Source organism: Arthrobacter sp. FW306-04-A (genome assembly GCF_044358315.1).
GTDB lineage: Bacteria > Actinomycetota > Actinomycetes > Actinomycetales > Micrococcaceae > Arthrobacter.
Map to the genome: position 1 here is coordinate 762,498 of NZ_CP084559.1, position 19,711 is coordinate 782,208.

Consider the following 19,711-nt stretch of genomic DNA (forward strand, 5'->3'; position numbering starts at 1 on the left):
AGAGCCAATAGTGACCATCCAAGCCATTGCGGCAAGCAGCGGTGTCCAGCCTGGAACCGCAGCGACTGGAACCGCCCTGTCTGGAACCGCAGCGCCCAAGCCCGCGCAGACCATGGACTCGAGCATGTTCATGTCCCTCCTGGTGACACAACTGAAGAACCAGGACCCGAGCGCGCCCATGGACACCAACCAGATGATGGGCCAGACCATCCAGTTGTCCATGATGGAGAAAATGACCGAGCTCTCCACCGGCGCGAAGGAGAGTTTCTCGCTCCAGATGCGCACTGCTGCGGCCCAGATCATCGGCCACAACATCAGCTACGCGCTCGCCGACGGAACCGAGGGATCCGGCGTGGCGAGCTCGGTTTCCATCGCCGGGGGAGTCCCCACGGTGGCGGTCGGCGGAGTGAACATTCCGCTCGATTCCATCAGCGGAATGACCGCAGCGGCCTCGCCCGCACCCACCGCCTGACGCTCCACGAACTTCCGCCCCGAACCAACCGAAGAAAGGCCACACAATGCTTCGTTCGCTGTACTCCGGAATCTCCGGCCTCCGAGCCCACCAGGCCATGCTGGACGTCACGGGCAACAACATCGCCAACGTGAACACGGCCGGTTTCAAGGCCTCTTCCACCCAGTTCCAGGACACGCTCTCCCAGATGACCCAGGGCGCCGGTGCTCCGCAGACCGAAACCGGCGGTACCAACCCCGCCCAGATCGGTTTGGGAGTGCGGGTGGCGGCGGTCAGCACGAACTTCAGCCAGGGTTCATCGCAGAACACCGGGCGTGCCACGGACATGATGATCTCCGGTGACGGATTCTTCATCACCAGCAAGGGCGGCCAGCAGCTCTACACGCGGGCCGGCGCCTTCGACATGGACGCCGCCGGCCGCCTGGTGAGCCCCGACGGCGGCATCCTCCAGGGTTGGTCCGCCGCCAACGGCGCGGTGAACGTGGGAGGCCCGATCGGGCCCATCGCACTCTCTCCCAACACCACGGCCGCCGCCGTCGCCACCACTAAGACTTCGCTGGACGGCAACCTGCCGTCCGATGCCGCCGTCGGGACCAGCGTGGAGCGCCAGGTCAAGGTCTACAACGCCGACGGCGCCGCCCGCAGCCTGACGCTGACGTTCAGCCGCTCCGCGGCCGGCTGGGACGTGGCCGGGGCAGACGCCAACGGCGCCACCGGAAACTCGACGCTCGCATTCACGAACGGTGCCCTGACCTCGGGCGGCACCATGACGGTCGGCGGGGTAACGGTGGACATGTCCAGCGTTACCGGCTTCGCCGCCATGAGCACGCTCACCGTGGGCAGCCAGAACGGCTCGGAGGCAGGAAAGTTCGAGTCCTTCACCCTGGGCGGTGACGGCTCGCTCATCGGTTCGTTCAGCAACGGCAGCAAACAGGTCCTTGCACGCGTGGCACTCGCCCGCTTCACCAACCCCGGTGGCCTCGAGAAAGCGGGCAACTCCACCTACGTGGCCAGCGCCAACTCCGGCACGGCCCAGTTGGGTGCACCGGGCGACGCCGGAATCGGCACCCTGACTGCCGGTTCACTCGAGATGTCCAACGTGGACTTGTCCCAGGAATTCACCAACCTGATCGTGGCCCAGCGCGGCTTCCAAGCCAACGCCCGCATCATCACTACTTCGGACGAGGTTTTGCAGGAGCTGAGCAACCTGAAGCGCTAATGTATGCGGCCCTCAGCGCACGGTCCGCGTCCGAAACGTCAGGTAGCCGCCGGCGTCTGCCCGGCAAGGGCGCGGCGGGCCGTCCCGCCCTCAAGCAGTTCGCCGGCCCGCGCTGCCACGAGTTCGCCCAGGAAGCCAATCTCCTCCGGTGCGGGGACCTTGGCCGCCGCCGTGGCCGCCGACTCCAGCAAGGTAACCGCCGTCGCCCGCGCATCCCCGGCGTCCATGCCCCACGCGACGCCTTCACGGATGACGTGGTCCAGGGTGAGGTAGTTGAGCCTTGATTGGCCCCCCAGGACATGGCCGGCGTTGTTGCTCGGTGCGTAGAGCAGCAGGGTGGGGGCGACGTCGTAGAGCGGGGCGAGCATCACTTCGCCTCCGTCCCGAAGCAGCATCGAATAGTTTTTCGAGTGGGCATCCCCGTTGCCGATCAAGAGGTTGAAGGTGATGGCCCGCAGCAGCGCGCGCCGGAACTCACGGTCGTCCCTGGTGTGCGGTGCCGCAGCTCGCGCGAGCTGGGTCAGGCGGGACGGTGGGGCAGTGGAGGTTTCATACTTGGAGGTGCTGGCCAGCGCCAGAGCCTGGGTGAAGTCTTCCTGGTGCAGCCGGCGACGGTCCGGAGTCCGGTCGTACCGGGTCACGACGATTGCCTGGCAGGACCCGAAAGTCTCCAGATGCGCTTGTGCGGCGGGCAGTCCGGCGGCAGCGGCCACCTTCAGCGCCCAGTCTTCCGAGGCGAGCAGGTGCGGCACCGGCGAATCGAGCGGCTCCGGTTTGATGATGTGGGTCGACACAGCCCCGCGGCCCGGCCAGGCCCAGCCGTCACCGTGCCGGCTCAGCAGCACCTTGGACTGAATGCCGCCCAGCGAAGCGGTAATCGCGAAGTCATCGGGCAGGTCCCAGGTCGGCAGCGCCTCGACGACGCCGACGACCTCCTCGACAGTCATCGGCTGGAAGTCGGCCGGGTCATCAGGAGACGTACCTGCGGGGAGCGCCTGGACTGCGCCGGCACAGTCGGCGCCCAGGATACCGAGCAGCCCCAGGGCATCAGGGGTCGAGAGCCCGTTCTCTGAAGCGAGATGCGAACGGATCTGGCCCTCCGGCAGGAGCCCGTCAAAGTAGTTGTACACCGCGGGACCGTCGATCTTCTTCCGGTCCACCGGCAGCGACAGGGACAGGAGAATGGAGGAGGCACCGTACTCGGCGACGACGTCCGGGTCGTACAGGAAGGACATCCTCAGGCCAGACCCGCTCAGGACGCCGACGTGCTCCCCGTGCAGGAATACTTCCAGGCTCTTCCGCGGGCTCACGCCTTGACCTGCAGCTTCGCGAACCGGGGGACCAGGGCGACGTCGCGGCCTAGCACCCGGATGGCGTCCATGGCGACGACGACGGAGACTGCTTCGCCGTGCTCGAGCCTGACAATGGTCCGTCGGGCGGTGCCTAGCCGGTCCGCCAGATCCTGTTGGGTCAGCGACGCTTCCTTCCGGGCATTGCTGATGGCCCGCCCCAGGGAGACGGCGTCGACAGCCCGGTAAAACGGAGTTTGTGACATATATTGATCATACGCGCCTAGCCCCATTTGTGCCAGATATGGCCCATTTGGCCACAATGAGGGTTTGTGACAGATCTGGCACACGCACTGCGTCTGCCGACGTCGTTACGGCAGGATGTGTTCGTGCGCCGCGGCCTCCAGGGCGTCGGCCTCCGCCTTGGCCAAGCGGGTCTCTGCGTCGACGTCGATACGCCGGGTCATCAGCCAGTACAGCCCAGCGGACACGGGGAGTCCGATGAACAGTGAGATGTCGGCGCCGTCAATGGCGTGGGCTATGAACCCTATGAAGAGCTTCCCGGCGGAGAAGAACGGAATCATCACCACAAAGCCGACGAGGTAGGAAATGATGCCGGGCCAACCCCACCGTCCGTAGATTCCATCGGGCTTGAAGATCTCCGCGATGGCGTAGTGGCCCTTGCGGACAATGAAGTAGTCGGTGAGGTTGACCGCCGTCCACGGAATGAAGAAGTACAGCACCAGCAGCAGGAAGTCGTTGAAGTTGGCCAGGAAGTCGGCCGAGGCAAGGTTCGCCAGGACCACGGAAATGAGGGCGGTGATGGCGATCGTGATGATGCGGAGCCTCAGCGTCGGCCGGATCTGCCGCACGCTGTCGATGGACGATATCAGGGTCAGCGAGCCGCCGTACATGTTCAGGGCAGTCACGGACAGTAGGCCCAGGGCGGCGATGAACAGGGCGATGCCACCGAATCCGCCGAAGAGTTGGTCCGCGGTGGATTTGATCGAGCCGATCGTCTCGAAGTTTTCCCCGGCCGCAGCGCCAATGTACGCCCCCAGGAACATCACCCAAATACCACCGAGGGCGCTGCCCCAGAACGTCCACCGGAAGGTGCCGCGTCCACTGGCTGGCGGGAGGTAGCGGGAGTAGTCCGAGACGTAGATGGCCCAGGAGATCTGGTAGCCGGCCGCGACTCCCAGCTGGCCCAGGAACGGCACCAGATGGAAGTCGGCCAGGTTGTATGCACCGGCGGGTATGGCCAGTTTGACAGCCGCCACCGTCAGCAGGGCCAGCATGACGATGGTCAGATACGTCAGGTAGCGCTCGAAGGCATGGATGAGGTCGTAACCGAACAATGCGATGACGACGGCGACAATGGTGACCACCCAGAACCAGAGGTTTTCGGACCCGAAGTTCACTGATTCCGAGATGGCCTGGCCGGCCAGGATGGTGTTGAAGATGTTGAAGCCGGCGTACTGAAGGTAGGCGAAGAGCCAAACCAACAAGGCACCGATATAGCCGAATTGCGGCCGGGACTGGATCATCTGGGGCAAGCCGAGCTGGGGTCCCTGCGAGGAGTGCGCGGCCATGAATAGTGTGCCGACGAGGACGCCGATGGCGATCGCCAGCAGCGACCAGATGAGGTTGCCGCCGGTGGTGATGCTGATCAGCCCCACGGCCAGGGTAGCGATCTGGGCATTGCTGACGAACCACAGCGGTCCGATGTGGGAGACCTTGCCGTGCCGCTCGTTTAGTGGAACGTAGTCGATCGACCGGACCTCCAGTCCGCGGCCAGATCCTTTATCCGTCGTTGTGCTCATGGTGTTCTCCTTCGATGCGTGGGTGCATCTTGACTTTGGTTTAGCACAGAGTGGGGGCGTCCAAAAGAGCGGCGAGATTCCCGTTTGGACGGACCATGAAGTCCCGCTGCGACGGCGGGCTGTACTTCAGAGGAGCCGGTGGTGCTTCAAGGTGGGGAACTGCTCCCGGGCTTCCTGGACCGCATCCGGTGAAAGGTCCAGCGTTGCCATGGCGGGCCCGGTGCCGAGGTTATGCAGCACGGTGCCCAGCGGATCGATGAACATGCTGTGGCCGATAGACACAGGCGGAGTTTGGGAGACGGCCGCCACGTACATGCCGTTCTCTATGGCCCGGGCCTTGGCCAGGGTGGCCCATTGCTCGGTCTTTGCCGTGCCAGGAACCCATGACGAGCAGACGAGGAGCACCTGGGCCCCGGCCTCGGCCAGGATGCGCGCCAACTCGGGGAACCGCAAGTCATAGCAAGTCATCAATCCGAAGGTCATGCCGCCACAGGAAAAGGTGACGGGTACGGGTTCCGGGGCTGGTTTGATGTACTCGGACTCGCGGAATCCCTGGCAGTCAAACAGATGGATCTTCCGGTAGCTGGCAAGGCGCGTGCCGTCCGGACCGATGGTCACCAAGGTGTTGAAGGCCCGGTCAGGTTCCTCGGATGCCTCCCGTTCCTCGGAAGCTTCCAGGAGGCCCGCGACGACGGTGATCCCGTGACGTGCCGCCGTCGCGTAGAGCTTTGTGGCCACCGGACCGTCAAGGGGTTCAGCCATGTCCACAAAGCTCCGGTCCACCCGGGCTTTCTCATACGTCGAGTACTCCGGGAACACAATGAGGTCGGACCCCGCCTGGGCGGCCCGGGCACAGTAGTCCTCGATGAGCTCGAGGTTACGGTCAACGTCCGTGCCGGAATCGATCTGGGCTAAGGTGATGCGCACTGCACTCCTTCTTCTCAGTTATCTGCCATCACACGGTGATCTGTTATCACACCAGGACGGCTTCTTTTTCTTCCATCACCATCTCCGGCGGTGACTTCCGGAACCCCTTGGTGATGATACCCAGGACGACGACGCCGACGCAGAGCCAGATCAACCCAAGCGAGATGGCGTTCGAATCCAACTGGGTGAGCAGGAAACCGTCGATGATGGCTCCCACCGCGGGCATGACCACGTAGAACAATATGCTGAGCCGGTGCCCCGAGCGCCGTTGGCGCACGTAGTAGGCAATCACCGAGACATTGACGAGGGTAAAGGCCGTAAAGGCGCCGAAGTTGATGAACGACGTCGAGGTTGCAACGTCCAGGAACATGGCGATGAGTCCTACCGCGCCGGTAATGACCAGGTTGAATACAGGTGTGTGGAAAGACTTGTTCAGCGCTCCGAAGACCTTCTTGGGCAGGACTGAATCCCGGCCCATAGCGTAGAGCAGGCGTGAGGCGCTGGCCTGTGCCGCGAGCCCCGAGGCAAACTGCGATACGACGAGTCCCGCCAGGAAAACGGCGCCGAAGAGCTGTCCGCCGATCTTCAGGGCAATGTCCGATGCCGCCGACGCCGAATCGTCGAAGACCCCGCCGGGATGGATCAGTTGGGTCGTGTAGGAAACGACGACGAAGATCGCGCCTCCGATGAGTGCCACCAGCATGATTGCCTTCGGGACCGTCTTCTTCGGCTCGATGGTCTCCTCGGTGAGGGTGGACACGGCGTCAAAGCCCAGGAATGAGTACGCGGCAATAGCGGCCCCGGCGGTGATCTTGTCGAAACTCGACGTGTCGTTGAAGAAGGGAGCTGTGCTGACCAGGGCGCTCGCACCGGAGGTTGAAAGCAGGGTTCCAACGGACAGGGCCACGAACAGGACGATCACCAGAAGCTGGAACGCCATCAGGAGGTAGTTGGCCTTGTCCGCGACCTTGACGCCAACCACGTTCAGCAGGGTGGTGATGGCGATGAACGCGACAATCCAGACCCCAATGGGGATATCGGGGAACTGGGCGGTGAGGTAGGAGCCCCCGATCAGCCAGATGACCATCGGGAGGAACAGGTAGTCCAGGAGGACCGCCCAACCGGCCAGGAACCCGATCCGGGAATCGATGGAGCGCCGGATATAGGTGTACGCGGAGCCGGCCACCGGATAGGCAACAGCCATGCGTCCATAGCTTTGGGCGGTGAAGAGCATGGCGACCATAGCCACCAGATAGGCCGACGGCGATGCTCCGCCGGTAGTTTCGGCGATCACTCCGAATATCGCCAGCACGATGAGCGGGGTCAGATAGGCGAGCCCGAACAGGACCAGCGAGGGCAGTTTTAGGGCGCGCGTGAGGCTCAGTTGCGTTGTCACTGGAGGTTCCTTAAAGGTTGGAGGACCGGGGGGTCCAGGTGGCTGGGTCGATGCGGCCTTGGTAGATGGGCAGGTCGATGGCGGGCTCGCCGGGGCGGAACTGGGACCAGGGGCGATTGAGATTTTCGGTCCCGTGAGTGCGGACATGCTCGACGACGGAAAGGTCCAGGTCCGCGGCGAGCAGGGTCGGCGCGTCGTCGTCGGCCTCGGCTATGGTGTTTCCCTCGGGGTCGACAATCAGGCTCAGGCCTTTGCCGGTAGGACCCGCGCAGTTGACGCTCACCATGAAGACTTGGTTCACGATCGCGTTTGCCTTGGCCAGGACAAGTTCCTGTCGGCGGTCCGGCGTCGTGGTCTTGACGACGTTAAGGATGACTTCGGCGCCCATCCACGCCAGCTGGCGGGATACCTCGGGGAACCAGGCGTCGTAGCAAATGTTCAGACCCACCCTGCCGATCCCCTTCAGGTCAACAGTCGTGAATCGGTCGCCCGGGTCGTAGGGCTCAAAAGGGCGCCACGGGAAGACCTTGCGGTAGTAGCCGGCAAGCTCGCCCTCCGGGGAGAGGACCAACTGGGTATTGAACAACTGCCCCTCCGGGCCGCGTTCGCACACGCTGCCCGGAACCAGCCAGATACCCAGGTCTGCCGCCAGCTGCCGCAGTTCGCTGACCCGCGGTCCGTCCAGCGGCTCTGCGGAGTCTTGCAGCACCTCAGTGCGTTGCTGGTCCGGGTAGGTGTCTCCGAAGAGGTGGAGTTCCGGAAAGACCACCAGTTTGCTTTGCGGAGAGGTCCCGACGGCGGCGGCGACCTCCGCGGCAAAGGCCTGGATTGGCTCACCGATCAGTCGCGGCGGCGCTTGAGCGGCGATGAGGGGAAGGATGCGTTGCACTGTTTTCTCCACGTTGTCGTTGTGACTCGCCTCATATTAGATCATAATGATCAAATAAAGGGAAGGTGGATTTTGCCCCGTAAAGTAGCGGATATGACCAGCCAGCTTGAAGACACCACCGGCGAATCACCCATCGGAGCCGCGCCGCTGCTCGGAATCGACCGCAGGAGCGCAATCGACGCCGTGCGGCTGCGGATCGGCATGGCAATTTCCCTTGGGCTGCTCCAGCCAGGGGAGCGGCTGCCCGACCAACAGGACGTCGCGCTGGGTCTCTCCGTTAGTCCGATCACCGCGCGCAGGGCCTTGGCAAGCCTCGCCGATCAGGGTGTAGTGGTCCGCCGCCGCGGACGCGGTGGCGGAACGTTTGTCGCTGACGAACCGCCGCGGACCGTCCTCGATGAGCTTGCCGCGTCGCCCGCCGAATCCCACGCAGTGAACCGGCTGGTGGACCGGCGGCTGCTGTTCGAATGCGCGGTCACGCATTTTGCCGTGGTCAATGCTGACGCCGGGCAGCTCGATGAGCTGGAGCGGCTCACTCATGAAATGGCCGGATCAACCAATTGGTCCGAGTATCACCAGGCCGACGAGCGGTTCCATCAACTGGTCGCCGTGTCCTCGGGATTGGGCCCGGCAGTGGACGCTTATTACGAGACGTTGGCGGAACTCTATGCCTACTTCATCCCGTACCCGATCGAGCTTCTGCACAAATCCAACCAGGACCACATAGCGCTCGTGACCGCGCTGCGGGCCCGGGACGATCGCGGCGCAGTGGAGGTCTCGCGGCGGCACGTGGACGTGTTGCACAAGACGATGTTTATGGGATTGGCAGGCAACGCCGGTCCCGCCCGGGGCTGAACTGATTCATGCCGCCACGGCTCAAGACGGCAATTCTCTCTTTATCGTCCGGTATATCGGACTAAACATGCCTACCTTTCGGTGATAGCCGTCACTTCGCATGCTCTGATTGATTCTCAGTTGGGGACATCGGACTTCGGTTGTCAAAGTAAGGAACAGGCATGCAGGCCACAGGAAACACGGGAACGGGTGGGCCGCGCGTTGAGCGCCGCTCCATTGACTTTGTCCCGGAAAATGAGCGCCATGGTTCGCCTGGCCAGCAGTTCACGCTCTGGTTCGGGGCGAACATGCAGATTACGGCCATTGTCGACGGCGCGCTGGCAGTAGTCTTCGGCGCGGATGCCCTGTGGGCGATCATCGGTCTCCTGATCGGAAACCTTTTGGGTGGCGGGGTCATGGCGCTTCATGCCGCCCAAGGACCGAAGCTCGGCTTGCCGCAGATGATTTCCAGCCGGGCACAGTTCGGAATCTTCGGTGCGGTGATTCCCTTGGTGCTGGTGGTCGTGATGTACCTCGGCTTCGCAGCAACCGGTACCGTCCTTTCCGGGCAGGCAATCAGCCTTATCCTCCATACCGGTACCCCGGCCGTGGGCATGATCGTCTTCGGGGTGCTGACCATCATCGTGGCGACCCTGGGCTACAAATACATCCATATGTTGGGCCGCATTGCGACCGTCGTCGGTATCCTTGGCTTCACCTATCTGGGCATCAGGTTGTTGTTCACCCAGGACGTCGGCGCCCTACTGGGAGCCGGCGGTTTCGAGTTTCCTACCTTCCTCCTCGCCATTTCCCTCGGCGCCGGATGGCAGCTGACGTACGGTCCGTACGTGGCCGACTACTCCCGCTATTTGCCCGCCAACACGCCTGCACGCAAGACCTTCATGTCGGCATACTTCGGCACGGTGCTTGGTTCCCAATGGTCCATGACCCTCGGCGCGCTCTTTGCTGCCCTCGCCTTGCCTAAGGGTGCGAGGTTCCTGGACGGCCAAGTCGCCTTCCTCGGGAATTTGAGTGGCGGCGGATTGATCGCGGTGATCATCTACCTTGTCATCGTGACCGGAAAGCTGACCGTCAACACGCTGAACGCCTACGGCGGCTACATGACCATGCTTACCTCGGTCACGGCGTTCACTCGCAAGTCGGCGGTAGCATCGTGGACCCGCTTTGCCTATGTGATCGGGTTTATCGGTCTCTCAGTGCTCATCGCTGTGCTGGCTTCGCCTGATTTCATTGCCAACTTCAAGAACTTCGTCCTTCTCCTGCTGATGGTATTCATCCCCTGGAGCTCGATTAACCTGGTGGACTACTACCTGGTTTCCAAGGAAAAGGTAGACATTCCGGCCCTGTATGACCCGAACGGGCGCTACGGGCGCTGGAACAAGACCGCCTTGTTCAGCTACGCGATCGGCATCGTTGTCCAGATCCCGTTCCTGGCACAGACCCTCTACACCGGCCCGATGACCGAGCTGCTAGGCGGGGCCGATATCTCCTGGCTTGTAGGACTCGTCGTCACAGGGCTGGTGTTCTACCCGCTGGCGAAGAGGAATTCCAATGCTCCGGCCGAGATGGTCTTCCCGACGGAACTCGGCTCGGAGGCAGTAGTTCCGCTGGCGGGCTCAGCGCCGAACACCGCAGCAGTTTAGGCTTTGCCCCGTTCCCGCAGACGCCCGCTCACCTTTGGGGTGTTTCCGGCGGACGCTCGCTCACTTGAGGTGAGCGAGCGTCCCTGCTTTTGTCCATATATGTGAGTGAGCGTCTCCTGCGCCAAGGAAAGTACGACGTCGAGATCAAGCTTGGGTGCCCAGCCTGCGGGAAATTTCCCTGGCACATCTGGTCACTTCCGGAATCCACTCCCGGGCGACGTCTTCAATGCGGACTGCCCTTTCCTCGGCGGTCTCGGCGTCCTTGCCCCGGTGCCTGGCGCTTCCGCCAGGAAACGCCCGGTTCGAAACCGTCAACGTCACGCTGGCCACCGGATAGCGCTGCCTGTCGAGTACAGCGACCGCCACGGAGGAAAACCCCTCCGTGACCTCGTCCTGCTCCCATGCATATCCAAGCGACCGTGCCCGCGCCAGGAGATCCTGCAATGCAGGCAAGGACTGCGGGCCGTTGCTGTGGCGCACGGCGAAAGCCTCCGGGCCCGGGAAGAGCGCAGCCACCTGGGCGGGGTCCATCTGGGCCATCATTGCCCGCCCGCTCGCCGTCAGATGGGCCGGAAGCCGTACCCCGGTGTCCGTGACCAGGGGCCGTTGCCGCGGCGCCCGCTCCTCGATCACGTAAACGACGTCGCGCCCATGCATCACGGCTAGGTGGGCAGTCCGGCGGGTTCGGGCGACGAGCCGGGACAGAGGGAACCGGGCAATTCGCTGGATCGGGGCTTGGCGCGAATACCCTGTCCCCAACTCATGTGCGGTCACCCCCAAGGCATATTTACGCTCCTCCGGAAGATGGACCAAAAAGCCGTCATCGATCAGGGACGCGATGAGCTGATACGTGGTGGACCGAGGCAATCCGACATCGCGCGCAATGATGGACGCGCTGACCGGGCCTGCCTGGCCTGCGACGTATCTGAGAACCGCCAGCACTTGGGCCGCAGCCGGCGCCTTGGGCCGCACGGAATGACTGTTCATCGTCCAAGAATACGCCCCCGGTTGTCCGGTATATCGGACGCTTTGGTTGTCTTACTAGGACAACGCCTCCAGCCGGGCCTGCGCCGTTTCCGCAGTCCGGCGTTCCCGGCCGGCTAGCCGCGTTGCCAGTTTCCGATTCCGCTCGGCCAGGGTAATTGCCCATTCCGTGGCGGCAAGCTCCTGCTGCAACGAGGCCAGCTTGTCTTTGGCCGCTTTGACCTCGACGGCGAGCTGCTCGCTCCGGCGCACGGCCTCGGCTTTTTCGCGCTCGGCCTTGGCGAGTTCCATGTCGGCCCTGTCGGCGTTCTGCCGGGCTTCGAGCAATGCAGTTTGCGCTTTCTCGCGTTCGCGTTGTGAGTCGGCGCGTTCGCGCTGCCGCCCGCCGTCGTCGGGCTCTTCTTTGGTGACGTGAACCGCGGAAGGTGCGCCCGGCACCGCCACTGCCCCCGAGAGATCCACGGGTTCCAATCCGTTTGTGGCGAGCGAACGCACCAGCTGCCCGCTGCGGATCGCCTCTGCGGCGGCGGGATCCGTCATCGCGGCCCTCAACGTGGCCTCGATCTCCAGCGCGGCGGCGCCGCTCACCTTGACGCCCAGGCCTTCGGCCACGGCACGGGCCTGCTCGACGGCGGCGGCCAACACGCGCGGGCGCTGCTGGCCGAGCGTTCGCAAGCGCTCGTGGTCCTGTTGCTCCTGGGCCGTCCCAAGCGATGCCCCAAGCTCCAGGACTCCGGCGAATTCCTTGGTGCCGTGCCGGACAAGCATGTTGACCGCCCACGCCGCCGTGGACGGCTTGGGCAGCTGGGCGATCTGTTTCGCCAGTTCGGCATCCCCGCTGGATTTCGCCTGCTTGGCCCGCGAAGTTCGGGCCGCCGTGAACGCCGAGGGAACCAGTGTGTAGAGTTCGACGGCGATCCCGGCCAGGTCCATTGCGGAAGCCAGTGCCGAACTAAGCGGCGAGGAACTCAGCCAGCGCGTCGGCCATGACTCCGGGTTCCCAGCCATGGTTGGCGCCTGGAATTGTCGCTTTGCGGGCACTCGGGATGTTGGCCGAGATGGAGTCGGCGGCTTCCGTCATGATCGGTAGGGTTTGCTCGCCGACGATCGTCAGGGTGGGCTGGGTCACGCCGGACCACAGTTCGGCCCTTGGCGCGGACTGTGTCCAAGCGAGTGATTCGGCGTCGGCGGAAAGGCTGGGGCCCAATTCGAGCATGATGGGCCATCCTGGACTGTTCTTGGCCCCGGCCAGCCACTCCGGCGGCATGTCTTTCATGTAGTACTCGATGGTGCTGGCCTTGTCGCCGGATGCGATCCGTTCCTGCAGCCCGGCGAAGAACTCGGCCCCGCCGGTGCCGAGTTCATCGCTCAGGGGAGTCTCCCAGAGCGCCAGCTTCGTGACGGGTAGGCCGGCTGCAGCCGCTGCCAGAGAAATCGCGCCACCGGAAGAGCTCCCGAAGAGCGCTGCTTTGCCTCCTGCGATGTCGATGAGCGTGGCGAGATCGTCGATGTTGTCCTTCAAGGTGAATGACGGAGCGTCGGCGCTTTCCCCACGGCCGCGCCTGTCGAAGTTCAAGACCGTGAACCCCTTAGCGGCTAGGAGCTTCGCCATTTCCACCGTGTTGGGGTCGAAGCCCCTGAATTGCATCGCACCGCCAACCAGGATCACGGCAGGTCCCTCGCCGTGCCGGTCATACCCGATGCGGGTACCGTCTTTCGAGATCGCAAATTCGGACATCCCAGATCCTTCGATTTTGGCGGACAGTAGGTTCCTAACTCTGGTGCTCAGCCACCCACGGGTCAAGGGGCGAAGTACCCAAAGGGAGCAGTTCTTAAGAGCTTCTTAAACGCCCCGCGCGAGAGTGGAAACAGGCCGCACAACGGCCGCCACCCCCGAACCGGAGAGTCTCATGACATCATTCGTCAATCGGAAAGCTTCCGTGGAAGGCCGCGATTCCGCCGTCGTCCGCGGCAGTGTGCCGTTGCTTCCGCAGCCCAGGTACTGGCTTCTGTGGGGCATTGCCCTCGCCGCGGCGGTCCTTGCCATTGGCTTTAGCGTGCAGTCGGTAACGGGCCTGACCTCCAGCGAACTTGGCGTTGACCAGGAACTCAGCCGCCACCACGTGGCAGGGCTGACGACGTTGGCCATGGTATTGAACTTTCTCTTCGCCCCTGTAGCAGGAGTCGGCATGATCGTGGCGATCGGCTTGTACCAATTCCTGGTTCGCAAGTCCTTCGTGCGGGCCGTCATGTTTGTCCTCTTCGCATGTTCGGGCTGGGCTGCCAGCGAGGTATTCAAACTCATCGTTGCCCGGCACCGGCCCAATCCTGCGCTTCTTTTCGATCCGCTCTCCCCGGAAACGGGATCCAACAGCTTTCCCAGCGGCCATACAGCCTTCGCCGTAGCATTCGCGTTTGCCATGTACTTCCTGGTCCGGGGCACCCGATGGGGCGTCATCACCGCGTGGTCCGGGGCGGTCCTCGCCGTGGTGGTTGCGTGGTCCCGGATCTACATCGGAGTCCACTACCCCAGCGACGTAGTGGCGTCTTTCCTGGCCGCCAGCGCCGCAGTCATCGTCTTGGCCGGGCTCTGGAACCGGTACGCGCCGCGAATCCTGGAGCGGCTCTCGCACCGAACGGTGTCAGAAGGGGTGGTTTCAGGAGCCGCCGTGTCAGAAGCAGCCACCTCGGAAGCACCCGCAACACAAGCACATGGATCCTGAGGAGGACCAATGCACGTTCTTTCTGCCATGCCGGCATTCCTTGACCCCACCACCCTGCTCCAGGGTCTGGGCCCCGCAGCGTTGGGCGTCGTAGCGCTGATCGTGTTCATCGAATCCGGTCTCCTTTTCCCCTTCCTGCCTGGTGACTCGTTGCTGTTCACTACCGGGCTGCTGCACCAGCAACTTCAACTTGAACTCCCGGTGCTGATCGCCGTCGTAGCTGCTGCCGCCATCGCCGGAGACCAGATCGGCTACATGCTGGGACGCAAGTTCGGACGGCGCTGGTTCAAGGACGATGCCCGGGTCTTGAAGACCGCGCATCTGGACAAGGCCGAGGAATTCTTCAAACGCCGCGGCGGCCCCGCGATCGTCTTGGCCCGCTTCGTGCCCATTGTGCGGACATTTGCTCCGCTGAGCGCAGGCATTGCCCGCTACGACTACAAATCCTTCACCCTGTGGAACATCGCCGGTGCCGTCATATGGGCAACCTCCGTGACGCTCCTGGGTTCCTGGTTGGGACACTATGAGTTCATCGCAAACAACATTGACGCCATTGCCGTCATCATGGTTCTGGTTTCCGTCCTACCCTGGGGAGTCGAGTTGCTCAAGAAGCGCCGCAAGGTCAAGGTAGGCGCCACGAATGGGCACGCCGGGGAAGAATAGACAGCATGACAACAGCTGAGCGGCCGGCCCTCCTCCTGGTCGAAGACGATGCCGCCCTGGGCCCGCTCATCAGCGAGCTGCTGGCGCCGGACTTCTCGGTCCGCTTGGCTGTCAATGGGCGCGATGGCCTCCATCTCGGCTTGACCCAGAGTTGGGACGCGATGGTCATTGACCGGGGGCTGCCCGTGATGGATGGCATTGCCTTGATCAAGGCCCTTCGCTCCAAGGGAATTGCCACCCCGATCCTCATCCTCACCGCGCTCGGCGCCACCGATGAGAAGATCCTGGGCCTCGACGCCGGAGCGAACGACTACATGAGCAAACCGTTCGACGCCATGGAGCTCGCCGCTCGCTTGCGAGCCCTCACCCGGACGTACGCCCAGCCGCCCACAACTCTGGGAATCGGGGATTGGGAGCTCGACGCCGGTGCCCGGTCCGTGCGCTCCGTGTACGGTTCCGTGGTCACGCTGACGGCGAAGGAAGCCGGGCTCCTCGAGACCCTGGCCGGCGAACCGGAGCGGGTCTTCACCCGTGAAGACCTCATCAGCGCCCTGTTCCACCCCACGGACCAACCCGGCGTGATCGACACCTACGTCCACCACCTGCGCCGCAAGATCTCCAAAACGGTGATACGGACGGTCCACGGCCTCGGTTACCAGATCGGCAATCCCCATGACTGAGAATCCTGACCAGGCGACACTCCGCAAGGCCTCCTTGAAGATCGCAGTGCGGATCAGCGCGGCCTGCGCAGTCTTGGTGTTGTGCCTTCTGGCGGCCGCTGCGATCTACCTTTTCAACCAGGCGCGGCAGCCAGGACTCCCCGGATCAGGCGAGACTGGCTCCTTTTACGCCTACGTGGATACCAAGGACCTCCTGAAGGCCATGATCGTTGCCGGCGTTGCGGGGATCCTCCTGGCCGGCGGCATTGGCTGGCTCAGCGCGCGGAGTGCCATCAGGCCGCTGGGAGACGCGCTCGCCTTGCAGCGACGGTTCGTACAGGACGCCAGCCATGAATTGCGCACACCCCTCGCCATCCTGGATGCCCGAGTCCAGCTTGCCCAACGCGATACCGCCCCGGACACGAAAACCGGTCAAGCACTCGCACGCATCCGCAATGACACCGCGACCCTCACGGGCATCGTCAACGAATTGCTCGTGGCGGCCACCGGCTCGCCCCCCGATGCCCCCGCAGAGCGGAGCGATCTCGCGAAAGTCGCTGCCGCCGTCGTCGAAAGCTTGCAGCAGCTCGCGGGGGAGAAGGACGTCCGCGTCACGTTGACTGAAAACGACCGCCCCTTCGCACTCATTGACGGCAATGGATTCCGCCGCGCGCTCCTTGCCTTGGCCGACAACGCGCTGGCACACACGCCCGCCGGCGGCCAGGTCGGGATCACGACGGCGGTGCTCGGCAACCGTGCGGTGGTCACCGTCTCGGACTCAGGCGCAGGGATAAAGGGAGTGGACCAGACGAGGATCTTTGACCGCTTCGTGAGGACACACAACCCGGAGGGCGCACGCGGCCAGCGCAGTTTCGGAATCGGCTTGGCGTTGGTCCGTGAAATCATCAAGGGAGCCGGCGGTACGGTGGGGGTCGAGCGCAGCGGCCCGCGGGGCACGGTCATGAAGATCACGCTGCCGCTGGCTCCGAGCGAGGCGGCTCCAAAAGCGGGAGGCTCCATCCGCTGAAGCTCAGCAGTGGATCGTGCAGCCTCGCCCGGCATAGCTTCCAAAGATCGCCGTTGACTGGATCTCCGTTCGTTGCTTAGGCAGCCTGCAGTTTGGCGGCTTGCAGTTCCGTGGCGCGGGCATATTTGAGGGCTTTGGCTTGGTGTCGTAACTTGCGTCGGTGGCGCTTGGAATGCGGTGCCGCAGTGGTCTTGGCCAGTCCGGTTCGTGCCAGCCCGGTTCCCGGCAGTCCGGTTCCGGGCAGGGGTGGGGCTGTTGACTGGTAGTGGTGGCCGGTGGGGGTGCGGATGTCGAAAACATGCCGCTTCCCAATACCGGTCTTTGCTTTCCAGCCGTTGAGTTCCTTGGTGTGGTTGCAGGCTTCGCACAGGCCCGCGCCGTTGGTCAGGCTCGTCGTGCCCCCGGCGTGCCACGGGACGATGTGGTCGAAATGCTTGATCGGGGCGTCGCAGTACGGGGTGCGGCAGGTATCGTCGCGTGCTTCGATGAAGCGCCGCATGCCTGCCGGGAAACGCCGCGCCCGGGAATCCGCGGCGACAAGCTCACCGGTTCCCGGAGCGGTGAAGAGTCGCCGGAGCCAGACCCTGAAGGCCCGCGTCTCTTCACGTTGGCGGTGCCCGGGCTGGACCGGTGCGGCGTGGCCGTGTTCCGCGTGGTCCTGCCTGGCGGGTTGACCCTGCCCAGGCTGGCTGTCTTCGGCTTGGTGGTGCCCGGCGAGCATTGCCCGGGCCCAGCCAGCGGGAACGACGCCGTACCCGGGCAGGCGGGCCGGTTCGCTGTCGCCCTGGAAGAGCGTGCGGTCGGTCATGACGAGCTGGACTTCCACCCCGGTGATGCCGCCGATGGTGCCGGTGGTGCGTTCGACCAGGGCGTCGGCCATGAGCTGGCCCCGGCTCCGGGCGTCACCGACCGAGCGGAGGGTGTCGGCGTGCCGGCTCAGGGCCGCGTGCATGGCCACGCCCTGCGCGACCGGAAGAAGCGCGGTCAGGTAGGTCATGGTGTCAGGTGCCGGGCGCAGGCTGACGTGCCGCTCGGCAGCGGCGCGGCTGGCGCGCTGCGTGACGGAGCGTGGGTCCCGCCGGTAGGCCGCGGTCCGGGCCGCGGCGATGATGGCCCGGTCTCCGGCGCCGTCGAAGACGCCCGTGTCGGCGGCAAGCTCCTCGTCCACGGCGCAGCGGTCCGCGGCGCTCAGGCATGCCGTTTCCTTCACCAGCAGGGTCGCGCGCCACTCGTTCAACTGTCCCGATTCCAGGGCGGCCAGGGTGTGCGGCATTTCCGTCAGGAGGGCCTTCGCGAGCCCGAGGAGCCGGGATCCGCGGGGGGCGGACTCCCGCCGGGCCAAAACAACCTGCGCGGCGACACCGCGTCCCTGGTCCGCGACCGGGACACCCAGATCTGCCTCGGCGCTACGCTGGGCAGCATCGAACGCGACGGCGATCCTGGCCTGCAAACCCGCGATCGCCGACTTCAAATCCTCAAGACCACGCAACTGCTCAATCAACTCAGCGCTGTCAGGCAATTCCGCTCTGCCGGCCGGTGCCGTGCCCCTGGCGACTCCTGGCCGAAGCGAGTTCACGGCGTCAATCAGATCCTGTACCCGGACGCAGGGGACAGTCTCCGGACCCGCACGGCCAGATGGCGCGCCCGCTCCGACCAGTCGATCTCCCTGAATGCCTTCCATGACCAAAGCATCCCAAAGGGGTACGACAGTAATGATGGCGGACAACCATCCGGTCGAAAGAATCGAAAGATCATCAGGACTTCCTAGCGGGCCAGCTTGCCGGGCTCTGGCATGCGCCGCCGAAGGGGACGAGAATGGGCTCGTGCTTCCCCCTCAAGCCGGAGGGGACGGCGCCCCGATGAACGCCGCCGCCCGAAAGATTCAAAGTGTGTACCTCACGTTGACCCTCGGCAATACGCTTGCGGCCTCGTTCATCTGGGGGATCAACACCCTCTTCCTTTTGGACGCCGGGCTCAGCAACCTCGAGGCCTTCGCGGCGAACGCCTTCTTCACCGCCGGAATGGTGGTGTTCGAGGTGCCCACTGGGGTGGTGGCCGACGGCTGGGGGCGCCGCGTCTCGTTCCTGCTTGGCACGGTGACACTGGCCGGGTCCACCTACCTCTACTATCTGCTCTGGCAGCATTCCGCCCCGTTCTGGTGGTGGGCGGCGGTGTCGGTATTGCTCGGACTGGGCTTCACCTTCTTCTCGGGTGCGGTGGAGGCTTGGCTCGTCGACGCGTTGCGATTCACCGGGTATGAAGGCGGATTGGAGACGGTGCTCGGGCGCGGACAGATGGTGGCCGGCGTCGCCATGCTGGTGGGCTCCGTGGCTGGAGGCGTGATCGCGCAAGCCACCAACCTGGGAGTGCCGTTCCTGGTGCGCGTGGGCGTGCTAGTGGCGATGTTTGTCGTGGCGTTCTTGCTCATGCGCGACGTCGGGTTCACCCCCGAACGCTCCACTCATCCCCTCCAGGCGACCCGTGCCGTCCTGGACGCCTCGATCGAGAACGGTTTGAAAAATCCACCCGTACGCTATGTGATGCTGGCAGCGCCGTTCAGCGCCGGCGTCGGGATCTATGTGTTCTATGCCCTGCAGCCGTTCCTGCTTCAGCTCTTCGGAGACCCACACGCGTATTCCGTGGCAGGCCTCGCAGCGGCGATCGTGGCCGGAGCCCAGGTGCTCGGCGGTTGGATTGCGCCCCGCGTCCGGCGCCTGGTTCGCAAACGCACCACGGTGTTGATCCTGAGTGGCGTGGTGGGCGCCGTGATTCTGGTGGCGCTCGGGATTACCCAGGTGTTCTGGGCGGCACTGGTGCTCTTGACGCTCTGGGCCATTGTCGAATCGGCGGGTACCCCGGTGCGGCAGGCTTACTTGAACGACATGATCCCCTCGAAGCAGCGGGCAACAGTGCTTAGCTTCGACTCACTCATGGGATCGAGTGGTGGGGTTGTGGTGCAACCGCTGCTCGGTAGGGCAGCCGATGTGTACGGTTACTCCACCTCGTTGGCGATCAATGGCGTGATCGAGTTGATCGCCGTGCCGTTCCTGCTGGCGAGCCGTCGGCGCGGCTCCTTGGCCGATCAGGCCAACGCCACCACCGCCACGTCTGACGCGGAACCCCAACAGTCGTAGGAATTGCC

At 64.1% G+C, this 19,711-nt stretch carries 19 protein-coding genes; 9 read left to right on the forward strand and 10 right to left on the reverse strand.

What is annotated here, in order from left to right:
• The first annotated feature begins 10 nt into the window (after positions 1 to 10).
• Both LFT43_RS03610 and LFT43_RS03615 read left to right on the forward strand, forming a co-directional pair.
• A complete protein-coding gene (locus tag LFT43_RS03610) occupies positions 11 to 472 on the forward strand; it encodes a flagellar hook assembly protein FlgD (RefSeq protein WP_395801189.1) in 462 nt (153 codons plus the stop codon).
• A 46-nt stretch (positions 473 to 518) separates the two neighbouring features.
• Positions 519 to 1,691 (forward strand): flagellar hook protein FlgE, encoded by a 1,173-nt coding sequence (locus LFT43_RS03615; protein WP_395801190.1) that lies wholly within the window; start codon positions 519 to 521, stop codon positions 1,689 to 1,691.
• Positions 1,692 to 1,729: 38 nt separating this feature from the next.
• Here LFT43_RS03615 and LFT43_RS03620 read toward each other — a convergent pair whose 3' ends face one another.
• The 6 genes from LFT43_RS03620 to LFT43_RS03645 form a co-directional block, all read right to left on the reverse strand.
• On the reverse strand, positions 1,730 to 3,001 hold the full coding sequence (locus LFT43_RS03620; RefSeq protein ID WP_395801191.1) for a type II toxin-antitoxin system HipA family toxin: 1,272 nt from the start codon (positions 2,999 to 3,001) through the stop codon (positions 1,730 to 1,732).
• Positions 2,998 to 3,246, reverse strand: coding sequence for a helix-turn-helix transcriptional regulator (locus LFT43_RS03625; RefSeq protein ID WP_395801192.1), 249 nt, complete (start codon positions 3,244 to 3,246; stop codon positions 2,998 to 3,000). Before LFT43_RS03625 ends, LFT43_RS03620 begins: the two co-directional genes overlap by 4 nt.
• A 105-nt stretch (positions 3,247 to 3,351) precedes the next feature.
• Positions 3,352 to 4,803, reverse strand: coding sequence for a purine-cytosine permease family protein (locus LFT43_RS03630; RefSeq protein ID WP_395801193.1), 1,452 nt, complete (start codon positions 4,801 to 4,803; stop codon positions 3,352 to 3,354).
• Between the two features lie 126 nt (positions 4,804 to 4,929).
• The gene (locus LFT43_RS03635; RefSeq protein ID WP_395801194.1) at positions 4,930 to 5,730 is read right to left on the reverse strand and encodes a carbon-nitrogen hydrolase family protein; all 801 of its coding nucleotides are present in this window, start codon (positions 5,728 to 5,730) and stop codon (positions 4,930 to 4,932) included.
• 46 nt (positions 5,731 to 5,776) lie between these two features.
• Positions 5,777 to 7,126: an APC family permease gene (locus tag LFT43_RS03640; protein ID WP_395801195.1), complete on the reverse strand. Its 1,350-nt coding sequence runs from the start codon at positions 7,124 to 7,126 to the stop codon at positions 5,777 to 5,779.
• 10 nt (positions 7,127 to 7,136) lie between these two features.
• A complete protein-coding gene (locus LFT43_RS03645) occupies positions 7,137 to 8,015 on the reverse strand; it encodes a carbon-nitrogen hydrolase family protein (RefSeq protein ID WP_395801196.1) in 879 nt (292 codons plus the stop codon).
• Positions 8,016 to 8,108: 93 nt separating this feature from the next.
• Between LFT43_RS03645 and LFT43_RS03650 the strand changes: the two genes are divergently transcribed.
• Both LFT43_RS03650 and LFT43_RS03655 read left to right on the forward strand, forming a co-directional pair.
• Positions 8,109 to 8,870 carry a FadR/GntR family transcriptional regulator gene (locus LFT43_RS03650; protein WP_395801197.1) on the forward strand — a complete coding sequence of 254 codons (762 nt, stop codon included), beginning with the start codon at positions 8,109 to 8,111 and terminating at the stop codon, positions 8,868 to 8,870.
• Positions 8,871 to 9,031: 161 nt separating this feature from the next.
• Positions 9,032 to 10,513, forward strand: a complete 1,482-nt coding sequence (locus tag LFT43_RS03655; protein ID WP_395801198.1) for a purine-cytosine permease family protein — start codon at positions 9,032 to 9,034, stop codon at positions 10,511 to 10,513.
• 144 nt (positions 10,514 to 10,657) lie between these two features.
• Here LFT43_RS03655 and LFT43_RS03660 read toward each other — a convergent pair whose 3' ends face one another.
• The 3 genes from LFT43_RS03660 to LFT43_RS03670 are packed head-to-tail and all read right to left on the reverse strand — an operon-like array spanning position 10,658 to position 13,235.
• On the reverse strand, positions 10,658 to 11,500 hold the full coding sequence (locus LFT43_RS03660; RefSeq protein ID WP_395801199.1) for an IclR family transcriptional regulator: 843 nt from the start codon (positions 11,498 to 11,500) through the stop codon (positions 10,658 to 10,660).
• A gap of 54 nt (positions 11,501 to 11,554) precedes the next feature.
• The gene (locus LFT43_RS03665) at positions 11,555 to 12,505 is read right to left on the reverse strand and encodes a hypothetical protein (RefSeq protein ID WP_395801200.1); all 951 of its coding nucleotides are present in this window, start codon (positions 12,503 to 12,505) and stop codon (positions 11,555 to 11,557) included.
• Positions 12,450 to 13,235, reverse strand: a complete 786-nt coding sequence (locus LFT43_RS03670; RefSeq protein WP_395801201.1) for an alpha/beta fold hydrolase — start codon at positions 13,233 to 13,235, stop codon at positions 12,450 to 12,452. Before LFT43_RS03670 ends, LFT43_RS03665 begins: the two co-directional genes overlap by 56 nt.
• A 172-nt stretch (positions 13,236 to 13,407) precedes the next feature.
• Here LFT43_RS03670 and LFT43_RS03675 point away from each other — a divergent pair, with 172 nt between their 5' ends.
• The 4 genes from LFT43_RS03675 to LFT43_RS03690 are packed head-to-tail and all read left to right on the forward strand — an operon-like array spanning position 13,408 to position 16,569.
• The gene (locus LFT43_RS03675) at positions 13,408 to 14,220 is read left to right on the forward strand and encodes a phosphatase PAP2 family protein (protein WP_395801202.1); all 813 of its coding nucleotides are present in this window, start codon (positions 13,408 to 13,410) and stop codon (positions 14,218 to 14,220) included.
• A 9-nt stretch (positions 14,221 to 14,229) separates the two neighbouring features.
• Positions 14,230 to 14,883 (forward strand): DedA family protein, encoded by a 654-nt coding sequence (locus LFT43_RS03680; RefSeq protein WP_395801203.1) that lies wholly within the window; start codon positions 14,230 to 14,232, stop codon positions 14,881 to 14,883.
• A 5-nt stretch (positions 14,884 to 14,888) separates the two neighbouring features.
• Positions 14,889 to 15,563 carry a response regulator transcription factor gene (locus tag LFT43_RS03685; protein ID WP_395801204.1) on the forward strand — a complete coding sequence of 225 codons (675 nt, stop codon included), beginning with the start codon at positions 14,889 to 14,891 and terminating at the stop codon, positions 15,561 to 15,563.
• Complete coding sequence (locus LFT43_RS03690) at positions 15,556 to 16,569, forward strand: sensor histidine kinase (RefSeq protein WP_395801205.1); 1,014 nt, start codon at positions 15,556 to 15,558, stop codon at positions 16,567 to 16,569. The genes LFT43_RS03685 and LFT43_RS03690 overlap by 8 nt, the downstream gene beginning before the upstream one ends.
• Before the next feature lie 76 nt (positions 16,570 to 16,645).
• Here the strand turns inward: LFT43_RS03690 and LFT43_RS03695 are convergent, their stop codons facing one another.
• Positions 16,646 to 18,250: an HNH endonuclease gene (locus tag LFT43_RS03695; RefSeq protein WP_395801206.1), complete on the reverse strand. Its 1,605-nt coding sequence runs from the start codon at positions 18,248 to 18,250 to the stop codon at positions 16,646 to 16,648.
• Positions 18,251 to 18,428: 178 nt separating this feature from the next.
• Between LFT43_RS03695 and LFT43_RS03700 the strand changes: the two genes are divergently transcribed.
• Positions 18,429 to 19,703 carry an MFS transporter gene (locus LFT43_RS03700; protein WP_395802874.1) on the forward strand — a complete coding sequence of 425 codons (1,275 nt, stop codon included), beginning with the start codon at positions 18,429 to 18,431 and terminating at the stop codon, positions 19,701 to 19,703.
• The last annotated feature ends 8 nt before the right edge of the window (positions 19,704 to 19,711 follow it).